Annotated in this window: 19 protein-coding genes; 5 read left to right on the top strand and 14 right to left on the bottom strand. The window is 68.4% G+C overall.

Going from position 1 to position 18,452, the window contains the following annotated elements:
- The first annotated feature begins 12 nt into the window (after positions 1–12).
- The gene (locus F3K02_RS02740; protein WP_246309114.1) at positions 13–1,797 is read left to right on the top strand and encodes an ABC transporter ATP-binding protein/permease; all 1,785 of its coding nucleotides are present in this window, start codon (positions 13–15) and stop codon (positions 1,795–1,797) included.
- A 198-nt stretch (positions 1,798–1,995) separates the two neighbouring features.
- Positions 1,996–3,240: an MFS transporter gene (locus F3K02_RS02745; protein ID WP_177133054.1), complete on the top strand. Its 1,245-nt coding sequence runs from the start codon at positions 1,996–1,998 to the stop codon at positions 3,238–3,240.
- A gap of 61 nt (positions 3,241–3,301) precedes the next feature.
- Here F3K02_RS02745 and F3K02_RS02750 read toward each other — a convergent pair whose 3' ends face one another.
- From F3K02_RS02750 to flgB, 14 genes are all read right to left on the bottom strand, one after another.
- Positions 3,302–3,715 (bottom strand): nuclear transport factor 2 family protein, encoded by a 414-nt coding sequence (locus F3K02_RS02750; RefSeq protein WP_177133056.1) that lies wholly within the window; start codon positions 3,713–3,715, stop codon positions 3,302–3,304.
- A 46-nt stretch (positions 3,716–3,761) separates the two neighbouring features.
- Positions 3,762–4,511 (bottom strand): 7-cyano-7-deazaguanine synthase QueC, encoded by a 750-nt coding sequence (gene queC, locus F3K02_RS02755; protein WP_177133058.1) that lies wholly within the window; start codon positions 4,509–4,511, stop codon positions 3,762–3,764.
- A 41-nt stretch (positions 4,512–4,552) separates the two neighbouring features.
- Positions 4,553–5,806 carry an HDOD domain-containing protein gene (locus tag F3K02_RS02760; RefSeq protein WP_177133059.1) on the bottom strand — a complete coding sequence of 418 codons (1,254 nt, stop codon included), beginning with the start codon at positions 5,804–5,806 and terminating at the stop codon, positions 4,553–4,555.
- A gap of 3 nt (positions 5,807–5,809) precedes the next feature.
- Positions 5,810–7,030, bottom strand: a complete 1,221-nt coding sequence (flgL, locus tag F3K02_RS02765; RefSeq protein ID WP_177133061.1) for a flagellar hook-associated protein FlgL — start codon at positions 7,028–7,030, stop codon at positions 5,810–5,812.
- Positions 7,031–7,056: 26 nt separating this feature from the next.
- Positions 7,057–8,970 carry a flagellar hook-associated protein FlgK gene (flgK, locus tag F3K02_RS02770; RefSeq protein WP_177133063.1) on the bottom strand — a complete coding sequence of 638 codons (1,914 nt, stop codon included), beginning with the start codon at positions 8,968–8,970 and terminating at the stop codon, positions 7,057–7,059.
- Positions 8,971–9,088: 118 nt separating this feature from the next.
- The gene (gene flgJ / locus F3K02_RS02775) at positions 9,089–9,952 is read right to left on the bottom strand and encodes a flagellar assembly peptidoglycan hydrolase FlgJ (protein WP_177133065.1); all 864 of its coding nucleotides are present in this window, start codon (positions 9,950–9,952) and stop codon (positions 9,089–9,091) included.
- Complete coding sequence (locus F3K02_RS02780) at positions 9,953–11,125, bottom strand: flagellar basal body P-ring protein FlgI (RefSeq protein WP_425485557.1); 1,173 nt, start codon at positions 11,123–11,125, stop codon at positions 9,953–9,955.
- Between the two features lie 47 nt (positions 11,126–11,172).
- Positions 11,173–11,865: a flagellar basal body L-ring protein FlgH gene (locus F3K02_RS02785; protein ID WP_177133067.1), complete on the bottom strand. Its 693-nt coding sequence runs from the start codon at positions 11,863–11,865 to the stop codon at positions 11,173–11,175.
- A gap of 146 nt (positions 11,866–12,011) precedes the next feature.
- Positions 12,012–12,794, bottom strand: coding sequence for a flagellar basal-body rod protein FlgG (gene flgG, locus F3K02_RS02790; RefSeq protein ID WP_177133070.1), 783 nt, complete (start codon positions 12,792–12,794; stop codon positions 12,012–12,014).
- 12 nt (positions 12,795–12,806) lie between these two features.
- On the bottom strand, positions 12,807–13,547 hold the full coding sequence (gene flgF / locus F3K02_RS02795) for a flagellar basal-body rod protein FlgF (protein WP_177133072.1): 741 nt from the start codon (positions 13,545–13,547) through the stop codon (positions 12,807–12,809).
- Between the two features lie 166 nt (positions 13,548–13,713).
- Positions 13,714–14,928 (bottom strand): flagellar hook protein FlgE, encoded by a 1,215-nt coding sequence (gene flgE, locus F3K02_RS02800; RefSeq protein ID WP_177133074.1) that lies wholly within the window; start codon positions 14,926–14,928, stop codon positions 13,714–13,716.
- A 40-nt stretch (positions 14,929–14,968) separates the two neighbouring features.
- Positions 14,969–15,634: a flagellar hook assembly protein FlgD gene (locus F3K02_RS02805; RefSeq protein WP_177133076.1), complete on the bottom strand. Its 666-nt coding sequence runs from the start codon at positions 15,632–15,634 to the stop codon at positions 14,969–14,971.
- Between the two features lie 14 nt (positions 15,635–15,648).
- Positions 15,649–16,053 carry a flagellar basal body rod protein FlgC gene (gene flgC, locus F3K02_RS02810; RefSeq protein ID WP_177133078.1) on the bottom strand — a complete coding sequence of 135 codons (405 nt, stop codon included), beginning with the start codon at positions 16,051–16,053 and terminating at the stop codon, positions 15,649–15,651.
- 10 nt (positions 16,054–16,063) lie between these two features.
- Positions 16,064–16,477 (bottom strand): flagellar basal body rod protein FlgB, encoded by a 414-nt coding sequence (gene flgB, locus F3K02_RS02815; protein WP_177133080.1) that lies wholly within the window; start codon positions 16,475–16,477, stop codon positions 16,064–16,066.
- A 236-nt stretch (positions 16,478–16,713) separates the two neighbouring features.
- Here flgB and flgA point away from each other — a divergent pair, with 236 nt between their 5' ends.
- The 3 genes from flgA to F3K02_RS02830 all read left to right on the top strand — a co-directional run bounded on the left by flgA (position 16,714) and on the right by F3K02_RS02830 (position 18,359).
- The gene (gene flgA / locus F3K02_RS02820) at positions 16,714–17,496 is read left to right on the top strand and encodes a flagellar basal body P-ring formation chaperone FlgA (protein WP_177133082.1); all 783 of its coding nucleotides are present in this window, start codon (positions 16,714–16,716) and stop codon (positions 17,494–17,496) included.
- A 123-nt stretch (positions 17,497–17,619) separates the two neighbouring features.
- Positions 17,620–17,967, top strand: a complete 348-nt coding sequence (gene flgM / locus F3K02_RS02825; protein ID WP_177133084.1) for a flagellar biosynthesis anti-sigma factor FlgM — start codon at positions 17,620–17,622, stop codon at positions 17,965–17,967.
- 23 nt (positions 17,968–17,990) lie between these two features.
- A complete protein-coding gene (locus F3K02_RS02830) occupies positions 17,991–18,359 on the top strand; it encodes a hypothetical protein (RefSeq protein ID WP_177133086.1) in 369 nt (122 codons plus the stop codon).
- Positions 18,360–18,452 lie beyond the last annotated feature (93 nt).

Here is an 18,452-nt window from a genome sequence, read left to right on the forward strand (position 1 = left end):
ATGACCGAACCCATGTCCAAACTCCAGAGCTTCCGCCAGTTCGCCGCCAAGGTCGGCGCGCTCACCCTGCCCTATTTCCAGTCGGAAGAGAAATGGAAAGCGCGGGGTTTGCTGGCGGCCATCGTGGCGCTCAACCTGGGCGCGGTCTACATGCTGGTGCTCATCAACGAGTGGAACCGGGTGTTCTACGACGCGCTGCAGAACAAGGACGCCGCCGTGTTCTGGCGCGAGCTCGGGCGCTTCACCTACCTCGCGTTCGGCTTCATCATCATCGCGGTCTACCGCTTCTACCTCACCCAGCTGCTGGAGCTCAAATGGCGCGCCTGGATGACGGCGCACTACCTCGACCGCTGGCTCGCCAACAAGGCCTTCTACCACCTGGAGCTCGCGCGCTTCTCGAAGGCCGAGGACGCGATTCCCGACAACCCGGACCAGCGGATTTCCGAAGACATCAACCAGTTCACCACCTACACCGTGAGCCTCTCCATGGGGCTGCTCAACGCGGTGGTCACGCTGGCGAGTTTCGTCGGCATCCTGTGGACGCTCTCGGGCAGCTTCGCGTTTTCGTACAACGGCAACGCCTACACCATCCCCGGCTTCATGGTCTGGATGGCGGTGCTCTACGCGGCGGCGGGCAGCGTGATCGCGCACTACCTGGGCCGCCCGCTGATCGCGCTCAACTTCCGCCAGCAGCGCGTCGAAGCCGACTTCCGCCACCACATGGTGCGCGTGCGCGAATACAGCGAATCGATCGCGCTCGACCGCGGCGAACCGGTGGAACGCGAACAGATCGGCGGCCGCTTCAGCGCCGTGCTGGCCAACTACCTGAACCTGATCCGCATGCAGAAGCGCCTGATCTGGTTCACCAGCGGCTACGGCCAGGCCGCCGTGGTGTTCCCCTTCATCGTGGCCGCGCCGCGCTTCTTCAGCGGCGCCATCCAGCTCGGCGAGCTGATGCAGATTTCGTCGGCCTTCGGCCGCGTGCAGGACTCGCTTTCGTGGTTCGTCGACAACTACGACAGCCTGGCCGCCTGGCGCGCCACCACCGACCGCCTGACCAGCTTCGAGGCCAGCTTCCAGCAACTGCAGACCGCGGTGGCCACCGCCGCGACCGACACCACCACCGGCGCACCCGACACACTGGCCATTGACAGCCTGCAACTCGGCCTGCCCGACGGCCGCGAGCTGCTGGCACTGGCCGGCCTGCAGGTGGCCGCGGGCGACACGCTGATCATCAAAGGCCCCTCGGGCAGCGGCAAGTCCACCCTGTTCCGCGCGCTCGCGGGCATCTGGCCCTGGGCGAAGAGCCGCGTGCGCCGGCCAGCCGACTTTGATGCCCGCGTCATGTTCCTGCCGCAGCGGCCCTACTTCCCCAACGGCGCATTGCGCCACGCGCTGGCCTACCCGGCGTTGGCCGGGCAGTACACCGACGCCGCGCTGCAGCAGGCGCTGCGAGACGCGCTGCTGCCGCACCTGGCCGACGAGCTCGACCGCGAAGACACCTGGGGCCAGAAGCTCTCGGGCGGCGAGCAGCAGCGCCTGGCGATTGCGCGCGCGCTGCTGAAAAAACCGCGCTGGCTGTTTGTGGACGAAGCCAGCAGCGCGCTCGACGAAACCGCCGAACGCACGCTGTACGAACGACTGAACGCCATGGTGGCGAAAGAGAACGGCGCCATGGTCTCCATCGCCCACCGGCCCACGGTGGCCGCCTTCCACCAGCGGCTCTGGACGCTGGAGCCCGTGGCGGGCAGCCACAGGCCGGACGAACCGCCGCGCTACCAGCTCGTGGCATCGTGAGCGGCCTGCGGGCACCGCGCATGAACGTGCAAAACCAAGGGTTTCTACCAAGGTTCTGCACCCGGTTTCGCCGGCGGTGGCACCATCGCAGGCTCGCGCTCGCGCGCTCAACCTGAGCGCTGCCTGCCCCGCCCCCTCCGCACCGGGTCGCCTGCGTGGCCCAGCCCTTTCCTGCCGCCGCCCGTGTCCAGTCCCTCCATGCCCGAGCTTGCCTCGACGCCGCCTTCCATCCTCGTCGCGCACCCCGCCCGCGCCATGCTCGCCCTGGGGCTCGGCAGCTTCGCCATCGGCACCGGTGAGTTCGTCATCATGGGCCTGCTGCCCGAGGTGGCGGCCGACATCGGCGTCACCATCCCGCAGGCCGGCCACGTCATCAGCGCCTACGCGCTCGGCGTGGTGATCGGCGCGCCGGTGCTTGCCGTGCTCGCCGCCCGCTGGGGGCGCCGCGCGTTGCTGGTCGCGCTGATGCTGGTGTTCGCGCTCGGCAACTTCGCCAGCGCCGCGGCGCCGGGCTACGCCAGCCTCAACGCGCTGCGCTTCGTGGCCGGCATGCCGCACGGCACCTACTTCGGTGTCGCCGCGCTGGTGGCGGCCGGGCTCGCCGCGCCGGGCCAGCGGGCGCGTGCCATCGGCCTGGTCATGACCGGCCTCACGCTCGCCACGCTGCTCGGCGTGCCGCTGGCGGCCTGGCTGGGGCAGCTGTTCGGCTGGCGCGCCGCCTTCGTGCTGGTGGGCGGCATCGCCCTGCTGGCCGCGGCCATGATCCACCGCGAGGTGCCCGCCATCGCGGCACCCGCCGACGCCAGCCCGCTGCGCGAGCTCGACGCGCTGCGCAACAAACAGGTGTGGCTCACGCTCGGCATCGGCGCCATCGGCTTCGGCGGCCTGTTTGCGGTGTTCAGCTACGTGAAGCCCACCATGATCGAAGTCGCCGGCCTGCCGCTGGCCGGCGTGCCGGTGGTGCTGGCCCTGTTCGGCCTCGGCATGGTGATCGGCAACGTGCTCGGCTCGCGCCTGGCCGACCGCGCGCTCATGCCCACCGTGGGCGGCATGCTGGTGTGGTCCGTCGTGGTGCTGGTGGCCTTTGTGTTCACCGCGCAGAGCGTGGTGCTGGGGTCCATCAACATCTTCCTCATCGGCACCGTGGTCGCCATCGGCCCGGCGCTGCAGATCCGGCTGATGGACGTGGCCGGTGAAGCGCAGGTGCTCGCCGCCGCGCTCAACCACTCGGCGTTCAACATGGCCAACGCGCTCGGCGCCTGGCTCGGCGGCGTGGCCATCAGCGCCGGCCTGGGCTGGACGTCCACCGGCTGGGTCGGCGCGCTGCTGGCCCTGGCCGGGCTGGGTGTGTTCGCCTGGGCGGTGGTGGATGCGCGCTCGCGCCCGGCTGTGGGGCACAAGGGGCCGGTGCGCGTGACGCCGCCAGCGAGCGGCCCGGCCTGAGCCGGGTTCGGGTGCGCTGACCCCGGTTCACCACCGGAAGCCTGCATCTCACCGGGCGACTTCAGCGCGACTGGTTCGTACCGGCGCTGGCCGGTGGGCGGTTCTTGCGATAGGAATTCTTCAAGGCGATCTTGCCGTCCCGAAAGGTGAACAGGTCACACCCGTGCACTTCCACACGGCTGCCATCGGCTCGCGTCCCCGTGAAAGTCCACTCCGAGACGCCGCGCTCCCCCTGAACCCAGTGACGCGCATGCCCCCAGTGGGCATCGGGAAAGGTCGCCCAGACCTCCGCAAATCCAGCTCGCACAGCCTCCCGGCCGGCGTAGCGTGTGCCGCAGATGTCGGGACCTGCCGAAGATTCAAAAACACAATCGTCGGTCATGAACGACATGAGGGCATCGATGTCGTGGCGATTCCAGGCATCGGCGAAGGCCTGCAGGACATCGGTCGTGGGTTCTGGAATCGTGGTGGCCATGATCGATCCTCTTTCAAGTGGGTTGCGCTACTGTTCACTCGCCGGCTCATTCCATCCCTCTATACCCCGCCCAGCCCCGAGCCCGCAACTCGCAAGCCGGGCATTGCCCGCACCCGTAGCCCCAGGCCTGGCGGTGCTCGCGATCCCCGAGGTAACAGGTGTGTGTGTGTTCGACGATCAAATCCACCATGACCTGGCCGCCGCCGGCCACGCCCGTCGCTTCGCCCAGCGCTTCGGCCATGCGCCAGGTTTCGGCCTTGTCGATCCACATCAGCGGGGTGTCGATCAGGAAGCGGTGGTCCATGCCGAGGCTGAGCGCGACCTGCAGGGCTTTCATGGTGTCGTCGCGGCAGTCGGGGTAGCCGCTGAAGTCGGTCTCGCAGACGCCGGTGACGATGACCTGGATGCCGCGGCGGTAGGCGAGCGCGGCGGCGAGTGTGAGGAACAGCAGGTTGCGCCCGGGCACGAAGGTGTTGGGCAGGCCGCTGGCTTCCATGCGGAAGGCCATGTCGCGGGTGAGCGAGGTCTCGCTGACCTTGCCGAGCACGGCGAGGTCGAGCAGGTGGTCTTCGCCCAGGCGTTCGCTCCAGGCGGGAAAACGTTCGCGCAGCTCACGCAGCACCACCAGGCGCGCCTGCAGCTCCACGCTGTGGCGCTGGCCGTAGTCGAAGCCGAGCGTTTCGACGCGCGGGTAGCGCGCCAGCGCGTGGGCGAGGCAGGTGGTGGAGTCTTGCCCGCCCGAAAACAGGACGAGCGCGCTGGTGTGGTGGGGGGCAGAGGTCGGCGACGGGTTCATGCGCGCGATGGTAGCGCGCCCCTTGCCGCCGCGCTGGCCCTTCAGGCCCGGTGCGCCGGCTCCGGTGCGCCGCCGTGGTCGCGGCTGGTGGCGAGCATGCGGATGAGGCCGCGGTTGACGACCTCCAGCCCCATGTCGTGCTGCTCGCAGATGGACGGCAACTGGTGCGGGCGATCGAATTCGCCCTGCGCGCGGGCGATGTCGAGCAGCGGGTGGTAAGGACCGTCCTGGCGCAGCAGGGCATCGTAGATGCGGCCCGAGAGCGGCAGCTTGTTGAGCAGGTCGCCCAGCGGTTGTTGTTCCAGGCGGTCCAGCTGGGCGAACAGGGCCGCCAGGTAGACCTCGGCGCGCAGGTTTTCTTCGGAACTCGGGTCCAGCAGGTGCTGGGCCAGGCGGGCCCGCATGACCTGGGCATAACGGATCGGGTGCAGCGCGGCATCGGTGTCGCTGCCCGGGAGCTGGGTCGAGAGCCAGGCGCCCAGGGCGGTGAAGCCGAGCATCATGATCGCGTGGCGCAGGGAGTCGATTTCGTGCTTCAGGCCGTAGGCGGCGGAGTTGACCAGCAGCAGCAGCCGGTAGGCGAGCACGGGGTCCTGGCGCACGAAGCGTTCGATCTGGTCGAGCGAGCTGTCGCGGTCGATGGCCTGACGGATCTGGGCGATCACGCTGGCGTCACAGGCCATGGGCTGGTGGCGCCAGGTGTGGAGCACGTCGTCTTCGGGCCAGCCCGCCAGCCCCCAGGCCTCGGCTTCGTCGAGGCAGTGGGTGGCCAGCGCGTGGCTGCAGACGCCTTCGTACAACTGGCCGGGCACGATCGGGGTGCGGCGAACCACCGGGGACGCGCCGTCCACCGGCCGGGAGCGCAGGGCCTCCAACGCTTCTTCGGCGCTGGGGCACAGCAGGCTGCGCACGTCGAGCGGCGCGATCACTTCGCGGCGCACATCGGCCAGCGGCGCGTGGCGCAGCAACTGGTGGCCCCGGCGGATGGCGACGGCCAGCCGGGCCATGCCCTCGGGCGTGGTGAACCAGGCGCCCGGCACCTCGATCCAGGTGTGGTGCACCGGCTCGGTGTTGAGGGCCTGCTCCAGCAGCGCGGCCGAGGTGAACGACAGGATCAGCAGCGGCGCGGCCGCGGGCCAGTCGCCGCCCAGGTTCTGCATCAGGTGCTGGGCGTCCACCGACTCGTGGTGCACGGTCAGCACGTTCAAGCGCACGGCCGCGAGCTGGCGGCGGCGGTTCCACACCGGCTGGTAGGTCAGCGCGACGCTGTCAAGAACCGTGTGGTGGTGGAGCATGCATCACCCGATGTACTGGAACAGCGAGAGGCGCTGTACCTGCGCATACGACTGCAGCGCGGCCTGCAGCCCGGTCTGCTGATTCTGGAAGTCCGAAATGCCCTTGATCATGTCCAGGTCTTCGAGGCGCGATTTTTCGCTCTCGTGGTCCACCATGCGGTCGGACAGCAGGCCGTCGACCGCTTCGCCGCGGTTGAGCCATTCGCCGGCCTGGGCGCGTGCCAGCAGCACGCGGTCGTGCCCGGCGTCGAGCTCGGTGAGCGAGCGGCCGATGGTCTGCGTGAGCTGGGCGGACTGGCCGGTGCTGGCGCCGCGCAGCGCGTCCACCGCGTTCTGCATCACCTGGAACAGATCGGTCGGCGCCGTCACCGGGAGCAGCTCCACGGTGTCGCCGCTGGCGGGCTGGCCCAGCATCTGGAAGGACATGCCGTCGAACTCGATGGAGCTGCCCGACATGTAGGGCACGCCGACCTGGCCGGCCACCGGCGTGCCGGTGGTGGTGTTGGTCACGGTGTACTGCATCACACCGGCCACCTGGGCAAAGCCGATGCTGTAGTCGTTGCCGGTGAGCGCGCTCGGGTTGGTGACCTGGCCCATGTCGGTGCGCACGCTGCCGGTGTTGCCGGCCGGCAGGTCGAGGCGGAAGGTGCCGTTGGCTTCGGGCACGCGCATCCAGATGGCGTTGCCGTCCAGGGCCTGCGGCAGGCTGTTGCTGCCGGTGGCTTCCTGGCCGCGCTGGCCGTCAAACCGCACCACCCCGGCGCCGCTGGGGCCGTAGAGCTCGACAAAGGGTGTGGACGAGCCGCCCAGGCCGCCAAAGAGGGTGCGGCCGAAGCTGTCTTTCTGGTTGACCACGCCGAGCAGGCGCTCGCGCAGGCCCTCGATCTGCTGCGCCAGGTCTTTGTATTCGTTGCCGCTGTAGCCGCCGTTGCCGGCCGCCACCAGCAGGTCGCGCACGTCCTGGATCAGCTCGCCGGCGTCGCCCAGTGCGCTCTCGGCCTGGGTCAGGCTGGTGCGCGAGGCTTCGAGGGAACGTTTGTCCGCCTCGACCCGCGACAGGCGGTTCTGCGCGGTTTCGGAGAGCACCGCGGCCACCGGGTCGTCGCTGGCGCGCTGCACCCGCTTGCCGGTGGAGATGTGTTCCTGCAGGGTGGTCAGATCGGCCTGGCGCTTGTTCAGGGCGGCGATCGTGTTGTCGTAGCTGTTGGCGGTGGCGACTCTCATGGCGGGGTTCCTTCGGGTGCGTGCGCTCAGCGGCCCACGGTCTGCAGCAGCGTGTCGAACGTGCTCTGCGCGATCTGCAGGAACTTGGCCGAGGCCTGGTAGGCCTGCTGGAACTGCAGCAGCCGCGCCGCCTCTTCGTCGAGGTTGACGCCCGAGACGGCGGCGCGCGCGGTCTCGGTGCTGGTGGCCAGCTGGCCGGAAAAACTGGCCGAGAACTTGGCCCCCTGCACCTGGGTGCCGAGGTGGGACAAGACGCTGGTGTAGCCGTCGGCCAGCGCCACGCCTTCGAAGGTGGCCTGGTCGCGCAGCGCCAGCACGGCCTTGGCGTTGCCGGCGTTCTGCTGGGTGCTGCCCGCGGGGGCGGCGGCGATGTCGAAACTGTCGCCCGGGCTCGGGCTGCCGCGCAGCGTGAGGCTCCAGCCGTTGAACTGGATCGGCTGGCCCGGCGTGTAGTTGTAGCTCGCGGGCGGGCCGGCGTTGTCGGGCGGCGGGTTGCCCGGGCCCAGACCGGTGGCGGTGAAGCTGCCGTCGGCCAGGAAGGTGATGTTCACCGGGTCGGTGAGGTTGGCCGACGGGTCGGTGGCGTACAGGCTTTCGATGCTCAGGCCGCTGGCGTTGGCGGTGCCAGGCGTCACGGCCACCGGGCTGGCCGCGGCCAGGCTGTCGGGCGAGCCGATGGCCAGGTTCATGGCGCGCGCCACGTTCACGTAGGGGCGCACCAGGAAGCTGTCGCCCACGGCGCTGGCGCCGGCGTCCAGCTGAAAGCTCAGGCCGTCGAGCTCGGCGGGCAGGCTGGCGAACGAGGTGCTCACGCCATCGGACAGGCGCTGGATGCTGACCCCGGCGGCTTCGAACCGGACGCGGTAATCGGACGCCATCAGCGCGGTCGGGTCGCTGACCTCGCTGTGGATCTGCGCCGTGCCGGTGTTGCTGGCGGCGGGCAGGCCGGCGGCGTCGGCCGCGGGCGCGAAGAAGTCGCCCCCGGCATTGCCCAGCTGGTCCACCCCCAGGTTGTGCTGGGTGTTGATCTCGGTGTTGAGCGCCAGCGCCATGCGCCCGAGCAGGTTCTGCATCTCGGGCAGGTCTTCGCTCAGGAATTCCAGGTCGCCGCCGATCTGGCCACCGAGCGCGGTCTGGGGCAGCTCGCGCGTCACGCCGCCCTGCACGAAGCCGACGCGCAGCTGCGAGTTGTCGGTGGTGTCGCGCGTGGCGACCAGGGCGTTGGCCTGGCGGCCCAGCACCAGCGGCTGGCTGCCGGCCACGAACACGCTGACGCTGCCATCGTCGGCCGCCACGGTGCTGGTCTGCACGTACTGGTTGAGCTCGCTGAGCAGCGCGTCGCGCTGGTCGAGCAGGTCGTTGGGCTCGCCGCGCGAGTTCCCCGTATCGATGATGCGCTGGTTGATGGTGGCGATGTCCTGCGCCAGGCGGTTGACCGCCGTCACCGAGCTTTCCACCTGCTGTTGCGCGCCATAGGCCAGCGCGTCCATCTGGCCGGCGGTGTCGCGCAGGCGGGCGGCCAGCTCGTCGGCGCGCGCGATCACCACCACACGGGCCGACTGGTTGGTGGGCGCGGAGGCCACGTCGGCCCAGGCGTTGAGCATGTCGTTCATGGCCGCCCCCAGCCCGTTCTCGCCGGTGGGAAACAGCGATTCGAGCTTGGTGAGCTTGGCCAGGCGCTCGGCGTCGGCCGCCGCCACCGAGGTGGCCAATTGCGCTTCGCGCGTGAGGTAGGCGTCGTGCGAGCGCGAAACGGTGCCCAGCTCGACGCCCTTGCCGAAGTAGTTGCCGCCGAGCTGCTGGTAGCCGGCGCTCTGGGTGTTGACCGTCTGGCGCGAGTAACCGGCCGTGTTGGCGTTGGCGATGTTGTGGCCAATGACCTGCAGCGCCGCCAGGTTGGTGGACAGCGCGTTGGCACCGATGTTGAGGGCGGAGGACATGTCAGTGGCGCCCGGCCGCCCGAAGGCGCTGACGCACCCCCTCGGGGGGCAGCGAACGAAGTGAACGTGGGGGCTGTTTCATCCTAGTGGCTCACGAAGTGGGCTGGCAACGGGGTGGTCATGTCTGCGCCCGTTGCAGGCTCAGGGTCATGTTGATGGCCCGGCTGAGCTTGGCCGCGTACTGCGGGTCGGTGGCGTAGCCGGCCTTCTGCAGGCCGCTGGCAAAACCCTGCACCGAACCGACCTGGTCCATCACCTGGTCGTAGCGCGGGCTCTTGGTGATCAGGCGCGCGTAGTCGCGGAAGGAGTCGGCGTAGGAGTCGTAGGCGCGGAACTTCGCCACCGTCTTGCGCGGTGTGCCGTTGACGTATTCGGTGGTGGTGATCTCGGCGACCTTGCCCTTCCAGGCAGACGTGGCCTTGATGCCAAAGAGGTTGAACGACGGCGAACCGTCCGCGTTGCGGATCTCGCTCTTGCCCCAGCCGGTTTCGTGGCCGGCCTGGCCGATCATGTAGCTCGCCGGAATGCCGGATTCGCGCTCCACCGTCGCCGCGGCCTGGCTGTGCTGGTCCACAAAACCGGCCTGCCGCGCACCGCCCGAGGCGCGCGACACGGTGCTGGCCATGGGCGCGGTCTTCGTGGCATCGGCGGCGGCCGGTTCGGCAGGCGCCATCTGGCGGCTGAGCTGGCGTTCGATGGCGCCCGACAGACCACCGGGCATGCCCGAGAGCTGCACGGCGAACTGCTGGTCGAGCAGGTCGTTGCCCAGGTTGCCGCCCTCGCCTTCGAGCAGGCCGGACTTCATGGTCGCCTCCCGCATGCTCTTGATCAGTTCGCGCATGAACAGCGCCTCGAACTGCTTCGCGGTTTCCTTCAGCGCGGCCTTGCCCTTGTCGCCCTCCTGCCCCGCGCTGAACTTCAGCGCGTTGAGCGACCCGGGGTCGCTGGCCAGGCGTTGGTTGGACAACCCAGGGGTGTTCATCTAGATCACCTCGAGTTCGGCGTTCATCGCGCCGGCGGCCTTGATCGCCTGCAGGATCGCGAGCAGGTCCTGCGGCGTGGCGCCCAGGCCGTTGAGCATGCGCACCAGATCCGACAGCTGGGGCGCTGCGTCCATCTGGATGATGGCGCCGCTGTCCTGGCTGATCTTGATGTCGGCTTTTTCGGCCACCACGGTCTCGCCCTTGGACAGCGGGTTGGGCTGGCTGATCACCGGCGTGGAGCTGATGGTGACCGAGAGGTTGCCATGCGCCACGGCGCAGGAGCCGAGCGTGACCGCCTGGTTCATGACGATGGAGCCGGTGCGGGTGTTGATGATGACGCGCGCGGCCGGTATCGTGGCTTCGAGCTGCAGCTCCTCCACTTCGGCCAGGAAGCTCACGCGGGCGTCGGGGTTGGCCGGCGCGCGCAGGCGCACCACGCGCCCGTCCACGGCACTGGCCACGCCGGCGCCCATGCGGGCATTGACCGCCTCGGCCACGCGGCGCGCGGTCAGGAAATCGGACGAATTCAGGCCGAGGTCGATGGTGTCGCCGAGGGCGAAAGCGGTCGGCACGCTGCGCTCGACCTGCGCACCAGCGGGGATGCGACCGGCGCTCAGGTGGTTGATCTGCACCTTGCTGCCGCCGGCCGAAGCACCGGCGCCACCGACCAGCAGGTTGCCCTGGGCCAGGGCGTAGATTTCGCCATCGGCGCCCTTGAGCGGCGTGGTGATGAGGGTGCCGCCGCGCAGCGATTTGGCGTTGCCCATGGAGGACACCGTGACGTCGATCATCTGGCCCGGCTGGGCGAACGCCGGCAGTTGCGCGGTCACGAGCACCGCGGCCACGTTCTTGAGCTGCACCTTGGCATCGGCCGGCAGGTTCAGGCCGAGCTGCTGCAGGTAGTTGCTCATGCCCTGCGAGGTGTAAGGCATCTGGGTCGTCTGGTCGCCCGTGCCGTCGAGACCGACGACCAGGCCGAAGCCGGTCAGCTGGTTGCTGCGCACGCCCTGCACCGCGGCGATCTCCTTGATGCGGATCGCGTGCGCGTCCTGTGGCCAGCCGAGCCAGGCCAGGCCCGCCAGCAACAGGCTGCTCCAGACCATCAGCTGGCGCAGCCAGGCCATGCGGCCGGTGCGGGCAACCAGGCGGGTGGGGTGGGACAGCGGGTGCATGGGGTTCACCAGGTACGGGGACTTCATGACCCTGATGCTAGGCCGCATCAGAACGGGAAAACGTTCAAAAAGAACCGCGACAACCAGCCAATTGAGAGCGCTTCGCTGACCGCACCGCGCCCTTTGGACTCGATGCGCGCGTTGGCCACCTGGGTGGAAGCGACCACGTTGCCGGGCCGCACGTGGCGCGGATCGACCGTGCCGGAGAAGCGCAGCACGTCGACGTTGTTGTTGACGCCGATCTGTTTCTCGCCCGCCACCAGCAGGTGGCCGTTGGGCAGCACCTGCTGCACGGTGACCGTGATCACGCCCGAGAAGTCGTTGGCGTTTTCGTTGTCGCCCTTGCCGGCGAAGTTGTTTTCGGACTCGCCGCCGAGGTTGAAGTTGCGGTCGCGCGTGAGCTCCTTGGCCACGATGCCCGGCAGGGCCGAGACGCCGCCCGAAGCGCTGCCGCTGCGGTCGATCGAAGCGGAAGACGACTGGCTGGCGCTGATCTTCTCGGTGATCTGGACCGTGAGGGTGTCACCGGGCCAGCGCGCACGCGGGTCTTCAAACGCGGGGCGGTAGCGCGCGGTCTGGAACAGGCTGCCGTTGGTGGGCGTGGCGACCGCCGCGGCCGGGTAGTTGATGGGACCGGCCGGCACCACCTCGACCGGCTTGGTCATGCAGGCGGTGAGGGAAATCGCAACGCCCAGGCAGGCCAGCGGACGGGCGAGTTGGAACAGGAAAGCGCGGATCATGATGGTCTTTCGATGCAGCGTTGCGGAGGCGCGAAGGGTTTTCGACCAGGGATCCCGCGGAACCGGCTTCGCCGGGCCGCCAGGATCGCCCCCTTGAGGGGGGATGCGGCTACGCGCAGCGAGCAAGCAACGGGGGTGGGTCTGTTTTACAGCTGACCTAAGCGTTGCAGCATCTGGTCGGAGGTCTGGATCGCCTTGGAATTCATCTCGTAGGCGCGCTGGGTCTGGATCATGGTCACCAGCTCCTGCACCACGTTGACGTTGGAGGTCTCGACATAGCCCTGCATCAGGGTGCCCAGCCCCGCTGAGCCGGGCGCGCCGTTGACCGGATTGCCCGAGGCCACGGTCTCGGTGTAGAGGTTGCCGCCGCGCGGCTCCAGGCCGGCCGGGTTCACGAAGCTGGCGAGTTCGATGTTGCCCACCTGCTGCGGCTGGGCATTGCCCGGCAGCTTGACCGTGACCACGCCGTCGTTGCCAACGGTGACGCTCTGGGCTTCGGCCGGAATGGTGATGTCACCGGCCACGGGCAGGCCGCTGGCGGTGACGAGCCGGCCCTGGGCGTCCACCTGCAGGCTGCCGTCGCGGGTGTAGCCGGTGGTGCCATCGGGCAGGGCCACCTGGATGAAGCCGCTGCCGTTGATGGCCAGGTCGAGCTGGTTGCCCGACTGCTGCAGGCTGCCCTGCGTGAACGAACGCGAGGTCGCCACGGTGCGCACGCCCAGGCCGATCTGCAGGCCGGTGGGCAGGTTGTTCTGCTCGGTGTCGGCGGCGCCAACCTGGCGCAGGTTCTGGTACATCAGGTCCTCGAACACGGCGCTGGCGCGCTTGAAGCCGTTCGTGGACACGTTGGCCATGTTGTTGGAGATCACGTCCAGCTGTGTCTGCTGGGCCTGCATGCCGGTCTTGGAAATCCAGAGGGAATTGATCATGGTGTGCTCCTATCAGCCATTCATGCTAAGCAGCCGCGAAGCGGTCTGGTCGTTCTTTTCGCCGTTCTGCAGCATTCGCATCTGCAGCTCGAACTGGCGCGAGACGGCGATCATCCCGACCATGGCCTCGATGGGGTTCACGTTGCTGCCTTCGAGCGCGCCGCTCTGCACGCGGGCCTGCGCATTGGCAGGCAGCGGCTCACCCTGCGTGCCGCGGAACAGACCGTCTTCGCTGCGCCTGAGGCGGTTCTCGCCATCGGATGTGACGAGCTTGAGCTTGCCCAGGGCCTGCGCCGGCTGGTCGCCCACGCGCGCATTGACACTGCCGTCGGCGCCGATGTCGATCTGCGCGTTGGCGGGCACGACGATGGGCGCACCGCCGTCGCTGAGCACGGGCAGGCCCTGGGCGCTGACGAGGGTGCCATCGGCGTTGACTTCAAAGGCACCGGCGCGGGTGTAGGCCTCGGTGCCGTCCAGGCCCTGCACCGTGAAATAGGCGTCGCCCTTGGCGGCGACGTCGAGGCTGCGCCCGGTCGGGTTGATCGGACCGGGGGTGTCCAGGTGACCGGCGGTGGCTTCGAGCGCGAAGACGCGCGTGGTGGAGCCGTCGCCGCGCACCGGCACCGCGCGGAAGGTGGCAAGCTCGGCGCGAAAGCCCGGCGTGGACGCATTGGCCAGGTTGTTGGCCAGCACCTGCTGGCGCTGCTGCGCCGCGTTGGCGCCGGTCATGGCGGTGTAGATCATGCGGTCCATGCGGATCTCCGATGGGTTTCGATACGAACTGCGTGGGCACAAACACACCCTCTGCGACCGACGGGACTTGCGCCCAGGGCACCGCGGGGCCGGCTTTGCCGGACCGCCAGTGCCGCCCCCTTGAGGGGGTCGCGCGAAGTGCGGCGGGGGTGTTTCATAGTCTTGATCAACGCATGTTGAGCAGGGTGCTCAGCACCTGGTCCTGCGTCTTGATGGTCTGCGCGTTCGCCTGGTAGGCGCGCTGCGCGGTCATCATGTTGACCAGCTCGCCCGTGAGGTCGATGTTGGAGTCTTCCAGCGCGCCCGAGCGCAGGGCACCGAGCTTGCCTTCGCCCGGCGCGCCGCGCACCGGCTCGCCCGATTCGAAGGTCGTGGCCCAGTTGCCGCCGCCGGTGGGCACGAGGCCCTGCACGTTGCGGAAGTTCACCAGCGAGATCTGGCCCGCAGCCTGCGACTGGCCGTTGGAATAACGCGCCATGATCACGCCCGACTCGTCGATGCCCAGACTGGTGAGTTCGCCCGGGCGGTAGCCGTCCTGCGTCAGGTCGGAGACCGAGAAGTCGGCGCCGAACTGCGTGGCCGCGCCAAAGTCCAGGTCCACGTTGAAGGTCAGGGCCGGGTCGTTGGGCGAAGCCAGTTGCAGCTGAGGGATCACGGTGGCCGGGTCGAGCGAGCCGTCGGCCAGGAAGGAGATGGTGAACGGGGTCGACAACGCCGGATCGGCGTTGTTGACGCTGGTGTAGACGTTCCACTGGTTGTTGCCGATCTTGTCGAACACCAGGCCGACCGGGATCTCCAGGCCCTGGGCGTCAAACGCGTTCAGCGAGGTGGCGTAGGTGCCCAGCGGCGTGGGTGGCACGACCGTGGCGGCGATGGGTGCGCTCGCGTCCAGGTTGAATTCGGCCGCGATCGCGGTGGTCTGCTTGGCCGGGATCGGACCGCCCGTGGGCAGGGTCAGCGGCACGGAATCGAAGCCCTGGCGCACGCCCGCAGCGTCGGTGGGGTAGCCCATGAGCTGGCCGCCCGTGTTGGTGATGATGTTGCCCTCGCGGTCCAGCTTGAACATGCCGGCGCGGGAATAGGCCATGGAACCGTCGGGCATGGCGAGTTCGAAGAAGCCGTTGCCGTTGATGGCGACGTCCATGTCGTTGCCGGTGACGCTGATATTGCCCTGGGTGAACATCTGCGACACGGTGGCCACGGTCACGCCGATGCCGGAATTGACGCCGCCCGAGGCGTTGATGGAGCTGGCGTAAAGCTCGGCGAACTCGGCGCGGGAGGCCTTCATGCCCACGGTGTTGGCGTTGGCGATGTTGTGGCCGATCACGTCCAGGTTGCGGCTGGCGGTGTTCAGACCGGAGAGACCTTGCTGGAAAGCCATGGTGATGTCCTTGAAAAGTGGGATGAAGAAAGAACCGCGCTCACATGAAGCCGCGGGCCTGGTCGTAGGCCACGGCTCGACCGTTGGCCAGTTGCAGCGAGATCGCCCCGTTGGCGAAACTGACCGAATCGATGCGCTGGGGTGACAGCGCCGTGTTGGCCACCGCCTCGCCGCCGGTGGAGACCGAGCGCACGACAAAGCGCGACACGGTGGCCGGGTCGATGCTGCCGGCGTCCCAGCTGAAGCTGTGCTGGCCCGCGCCTTTGGCGCCGAGCTTGATCGTGTCCAGCACCTGGCCGGTGCTGCCCATCACGTCCACTTCCACCGAGCCGGCATCGGCCGCGAGGTTGAAGGCGCCCTTGCCGGTGCTGCCGTCAAAGGCCAGCGCATCACCCTCGACCAGTGCCTGACGGCCGATCAGCGCGGCACCCTGCAGGGAGCCGAGTGCGGCCGACTGCTCGGCCATGCCCTTGAGCGTGGCGTTGAGTTCCTGGATGCCACTGACCGTGTTGATCTGCGCCATCTGGGTCGTCATCTGCGCGTTGTCCATCGGGTTGAGCGGATCCTGGTTGTTGATCTGCGCGACCAGCAGCTTGAGGAAACGGTCCTGCGAGGCCTGGGGATCGGAGGCGTTGTTGCTGTTGACCGCCGTGGTGCTGCCCACGGTGGTGCCGAGGTTGCTGAGATCGAGGGCTGACGTGAGCATGGTTCAAAGGCCTTTCACTGCCCCATCTGGAGCGTTTTGAGCAGCAGCGATTTCGCCGTGTTCATGACTTCGACGTTGTTCTGGTAGGAGCGCGAGGCCGACATCATGTTGACCATCTCCTCCACCGGATTGACGTTGGAATGGGTGACGTAGCCCTCGGCGTCGGCGCTGGGGTGGCTGGGGTTGTGCACGCGGCGCCCGGGCGCATCGCTTTCCTGGATGTCCTGCACCTTCACGCCCGCGTTGCCCGGGCCACCCATGGGCACGGTCTGGAACAGCACCTGGCGCGCCTTGTAGCTCTGGCCGTCCGGTCCGGCCACGGCATCGGCGTTGGCCAGGTTGCTGGCCACGACGTTGAGGCGCTGCGACTGCGAACTGATCGCGCTGCCCGAGACACCGAAGATGGCAAACATCGACATGACAAGCTCCTTATTGACCAGTGATGGCGCTCAACATGGTTTTCACATGCGAATTGATGAAACGCAGCGTGGACTCGTAGCGGATGCTGTTGTCGACGAAGTTGGCGCGCTCGCGGTCCAGGTCGACCGAATTGCCGTCCTGGCTGGGCTGGGTCTGCACGGTGTAGGCCATGTCCGGGCTGCGCGGATCGGTGGAACCCAGGCGCAGGTGCTGCGCGTGGGTGCGGTCCGGCGCCGAGCGCAGACCCGACGGATCCTGCAGGCCCGCAGCGTCCTTGAGCGCGGCGGCGAAGTCAAAATCGCGGGCCACAAAGCCGGGCGTGTCAGCGTTGGCGATGTTGCTGGCGATCACCTGCTGGCGCTGCGAGCGCAGCAGGAGCGCGTTGGACTGGAAGTTCAGTCCTGCGGTCATCTGTTCAAGCATGGCGTTCTCCAGACAGGGTTGAGGGGGCGGCAAAAGCGCAGGCTTGCACCGACATGAACGCAAGTATGGGAAAACTTGAGCCCCTGCAATGGCCCGAACAAACGCCACTTAGTCGGGCATTTCGCCGCTTTGATGGTTGCCGGGCCGGCCTAAAGTGGCTCACAGCAGGCATGGGCTGGGCACACCCGTCCGCCTTTGCGCCGGCAGCAGCCGGACCGCCTGCGGAGGTCTTCCCGATGAACAAGCACACTTCTTTCTGTTTTCTGCGCTCCGCCCGAGCCGGCGCTGCCGGGTGGCTCGCCGCCGGGCTGCTGCTCGCTGGCCTGACCGGCCCGGCCCGGGCGCAGTTCGCCGTGGCACCGGCCACCAGCGCCGACGACCGCGCCCTGCTCGCGCAGATGGCGCGCGACTACGTCGAACCGGCCCTGGCCAACGCCCTGACCGAAAACGCCGGCGGCGTGCTGCGGCCCGAGGTGGTCATGGGCGCGCTGGACTCGCGCCTGCGCCTGAGCCCCTGTCCGCGCATCGAACCCTATCTGCCCCCGGGTACCCGCCTCTGGGGGCGCAGCCGCATCGGCCTGCGCTGCCTGGAGGGCCCGGTGCGCTGGAACGTGTTCGTGCCCGTCACCATCAAGGCCTGGGGCCCGGCCTGGGTGCTCAGGCGCCCGGTGCCCGCCGGCACCGCCCTGGTTCAAGAAGACGCCGAAGTGGCCGAAATGGACTGGGCCGAGCAGTCGGCCAGCGTGCTGGCCACGCCCGAGAGCTGGATCGGCCAGCAGGCGGCCTTTGCGCTGAACCCGGGGCAGACCCTGCGCGAGAACATGGTGCGCCCGGTGCCGGCATTTGACCGGGGCGCTCAGGTCAAGGTAAAAAGCGAAGGCACTGGCTTTCAGGTGGTGGTCAGCGGCGAGGCCATGGGGGTGGGCGTCGTGGGCCAGACGGTCCGCGTGAGGCTCAACGGCGGTCGCGTGGTCACCGGAACGGTGCGCGATGGACCGCTGGTGGAGGTCCGGCTTTGAGCCCGCAAGTACCGCTTTGTCAGCAGTTTTCGTGATCTATTCAGCAAAAAAGACCTTAAGTACGCCTTCTTTTGTGCCGATAGTCATTCCACAACGCCTCGAATTCGAGGTTTGGAGAGTGAAATGAAAGTCGAATCATCATCACCGGATTCCTACATTGGTTCCGTCGCCGGGGGTCCGCAGAAGACGGCCGACAACCCGTCGGCTGGCGCCCAGGGTGCGGCCGCTGCCGGGGCGGCCGCCAAGCCGCAGGCGAATGCGGGCGTGACCGTCACGCTGTCGTCGTCGACCGTGTCGGCGATGCAGAGCGCCACCGCGAGCGGCAACGAGGTGTTCAACGCCGAAAAGGTCGAGTCCATGAAGGCGGCCATCGCCAACGGGAGCTTCCAGGTCAACGCCGAAGCGATTGCTGACAAAATGTTGTCCAACGCGGCTGAAATGCTCAGCGGCGCCAGCGGCAACCGCGCCTGATCACCCCTCACCGGACCATCGCCATGAGCCAAGCTCCCGACACCCACCCCTGGATCGCCTCGCTGCAGACCGGGCTGGACCGTCTGGAAAGGGCTTTGCTCGACAGCGATCCCGACGGTGTGGAGAAGGCCAGCGCCCAGGTCCAAATGGTGTTGCAGAAGGCCCCGAAGACCGCCGAATTCGCCGTGCCCGGCAGCAGCCTGCGCATCGACATGCTGCAGGCCGCCCAGCGCTTTGGGCAGCTGCGCCAGACCGTGCTGCGCGCGGGTGCGCAAAGCCAGCGCGCACTCAACAGCCTGCTGCCGCAGCAGGCCCAGCCATCCACCTACAACCGCCTCGTCGGCCCGGCCTCCTCCATCGGTGGCGCCGGACGGGGCTATCTCTCCGCTTGAGCTGAGACACCCCCGCCGCGCTGCGCGCGACCCCCTCAAGGGGGCGGCACTGGCCGTCCGGCAAAGCCGGCCCGGCGGTGCCTCTGGGAGGCG

Origin of the sequence: Hydrogenophaga aromaticivorans (genome assembly GCF_013387465.1) — a bacterium.
GTDB classification, from domain to species: domain Bacteria; phylum Pseudomonadota; class Gammaproteobacteria; order Burkholderiales; family Burkholderiaceae_C; genus Hydrogenophaga; species Hydrogenophaga aromaticivorans.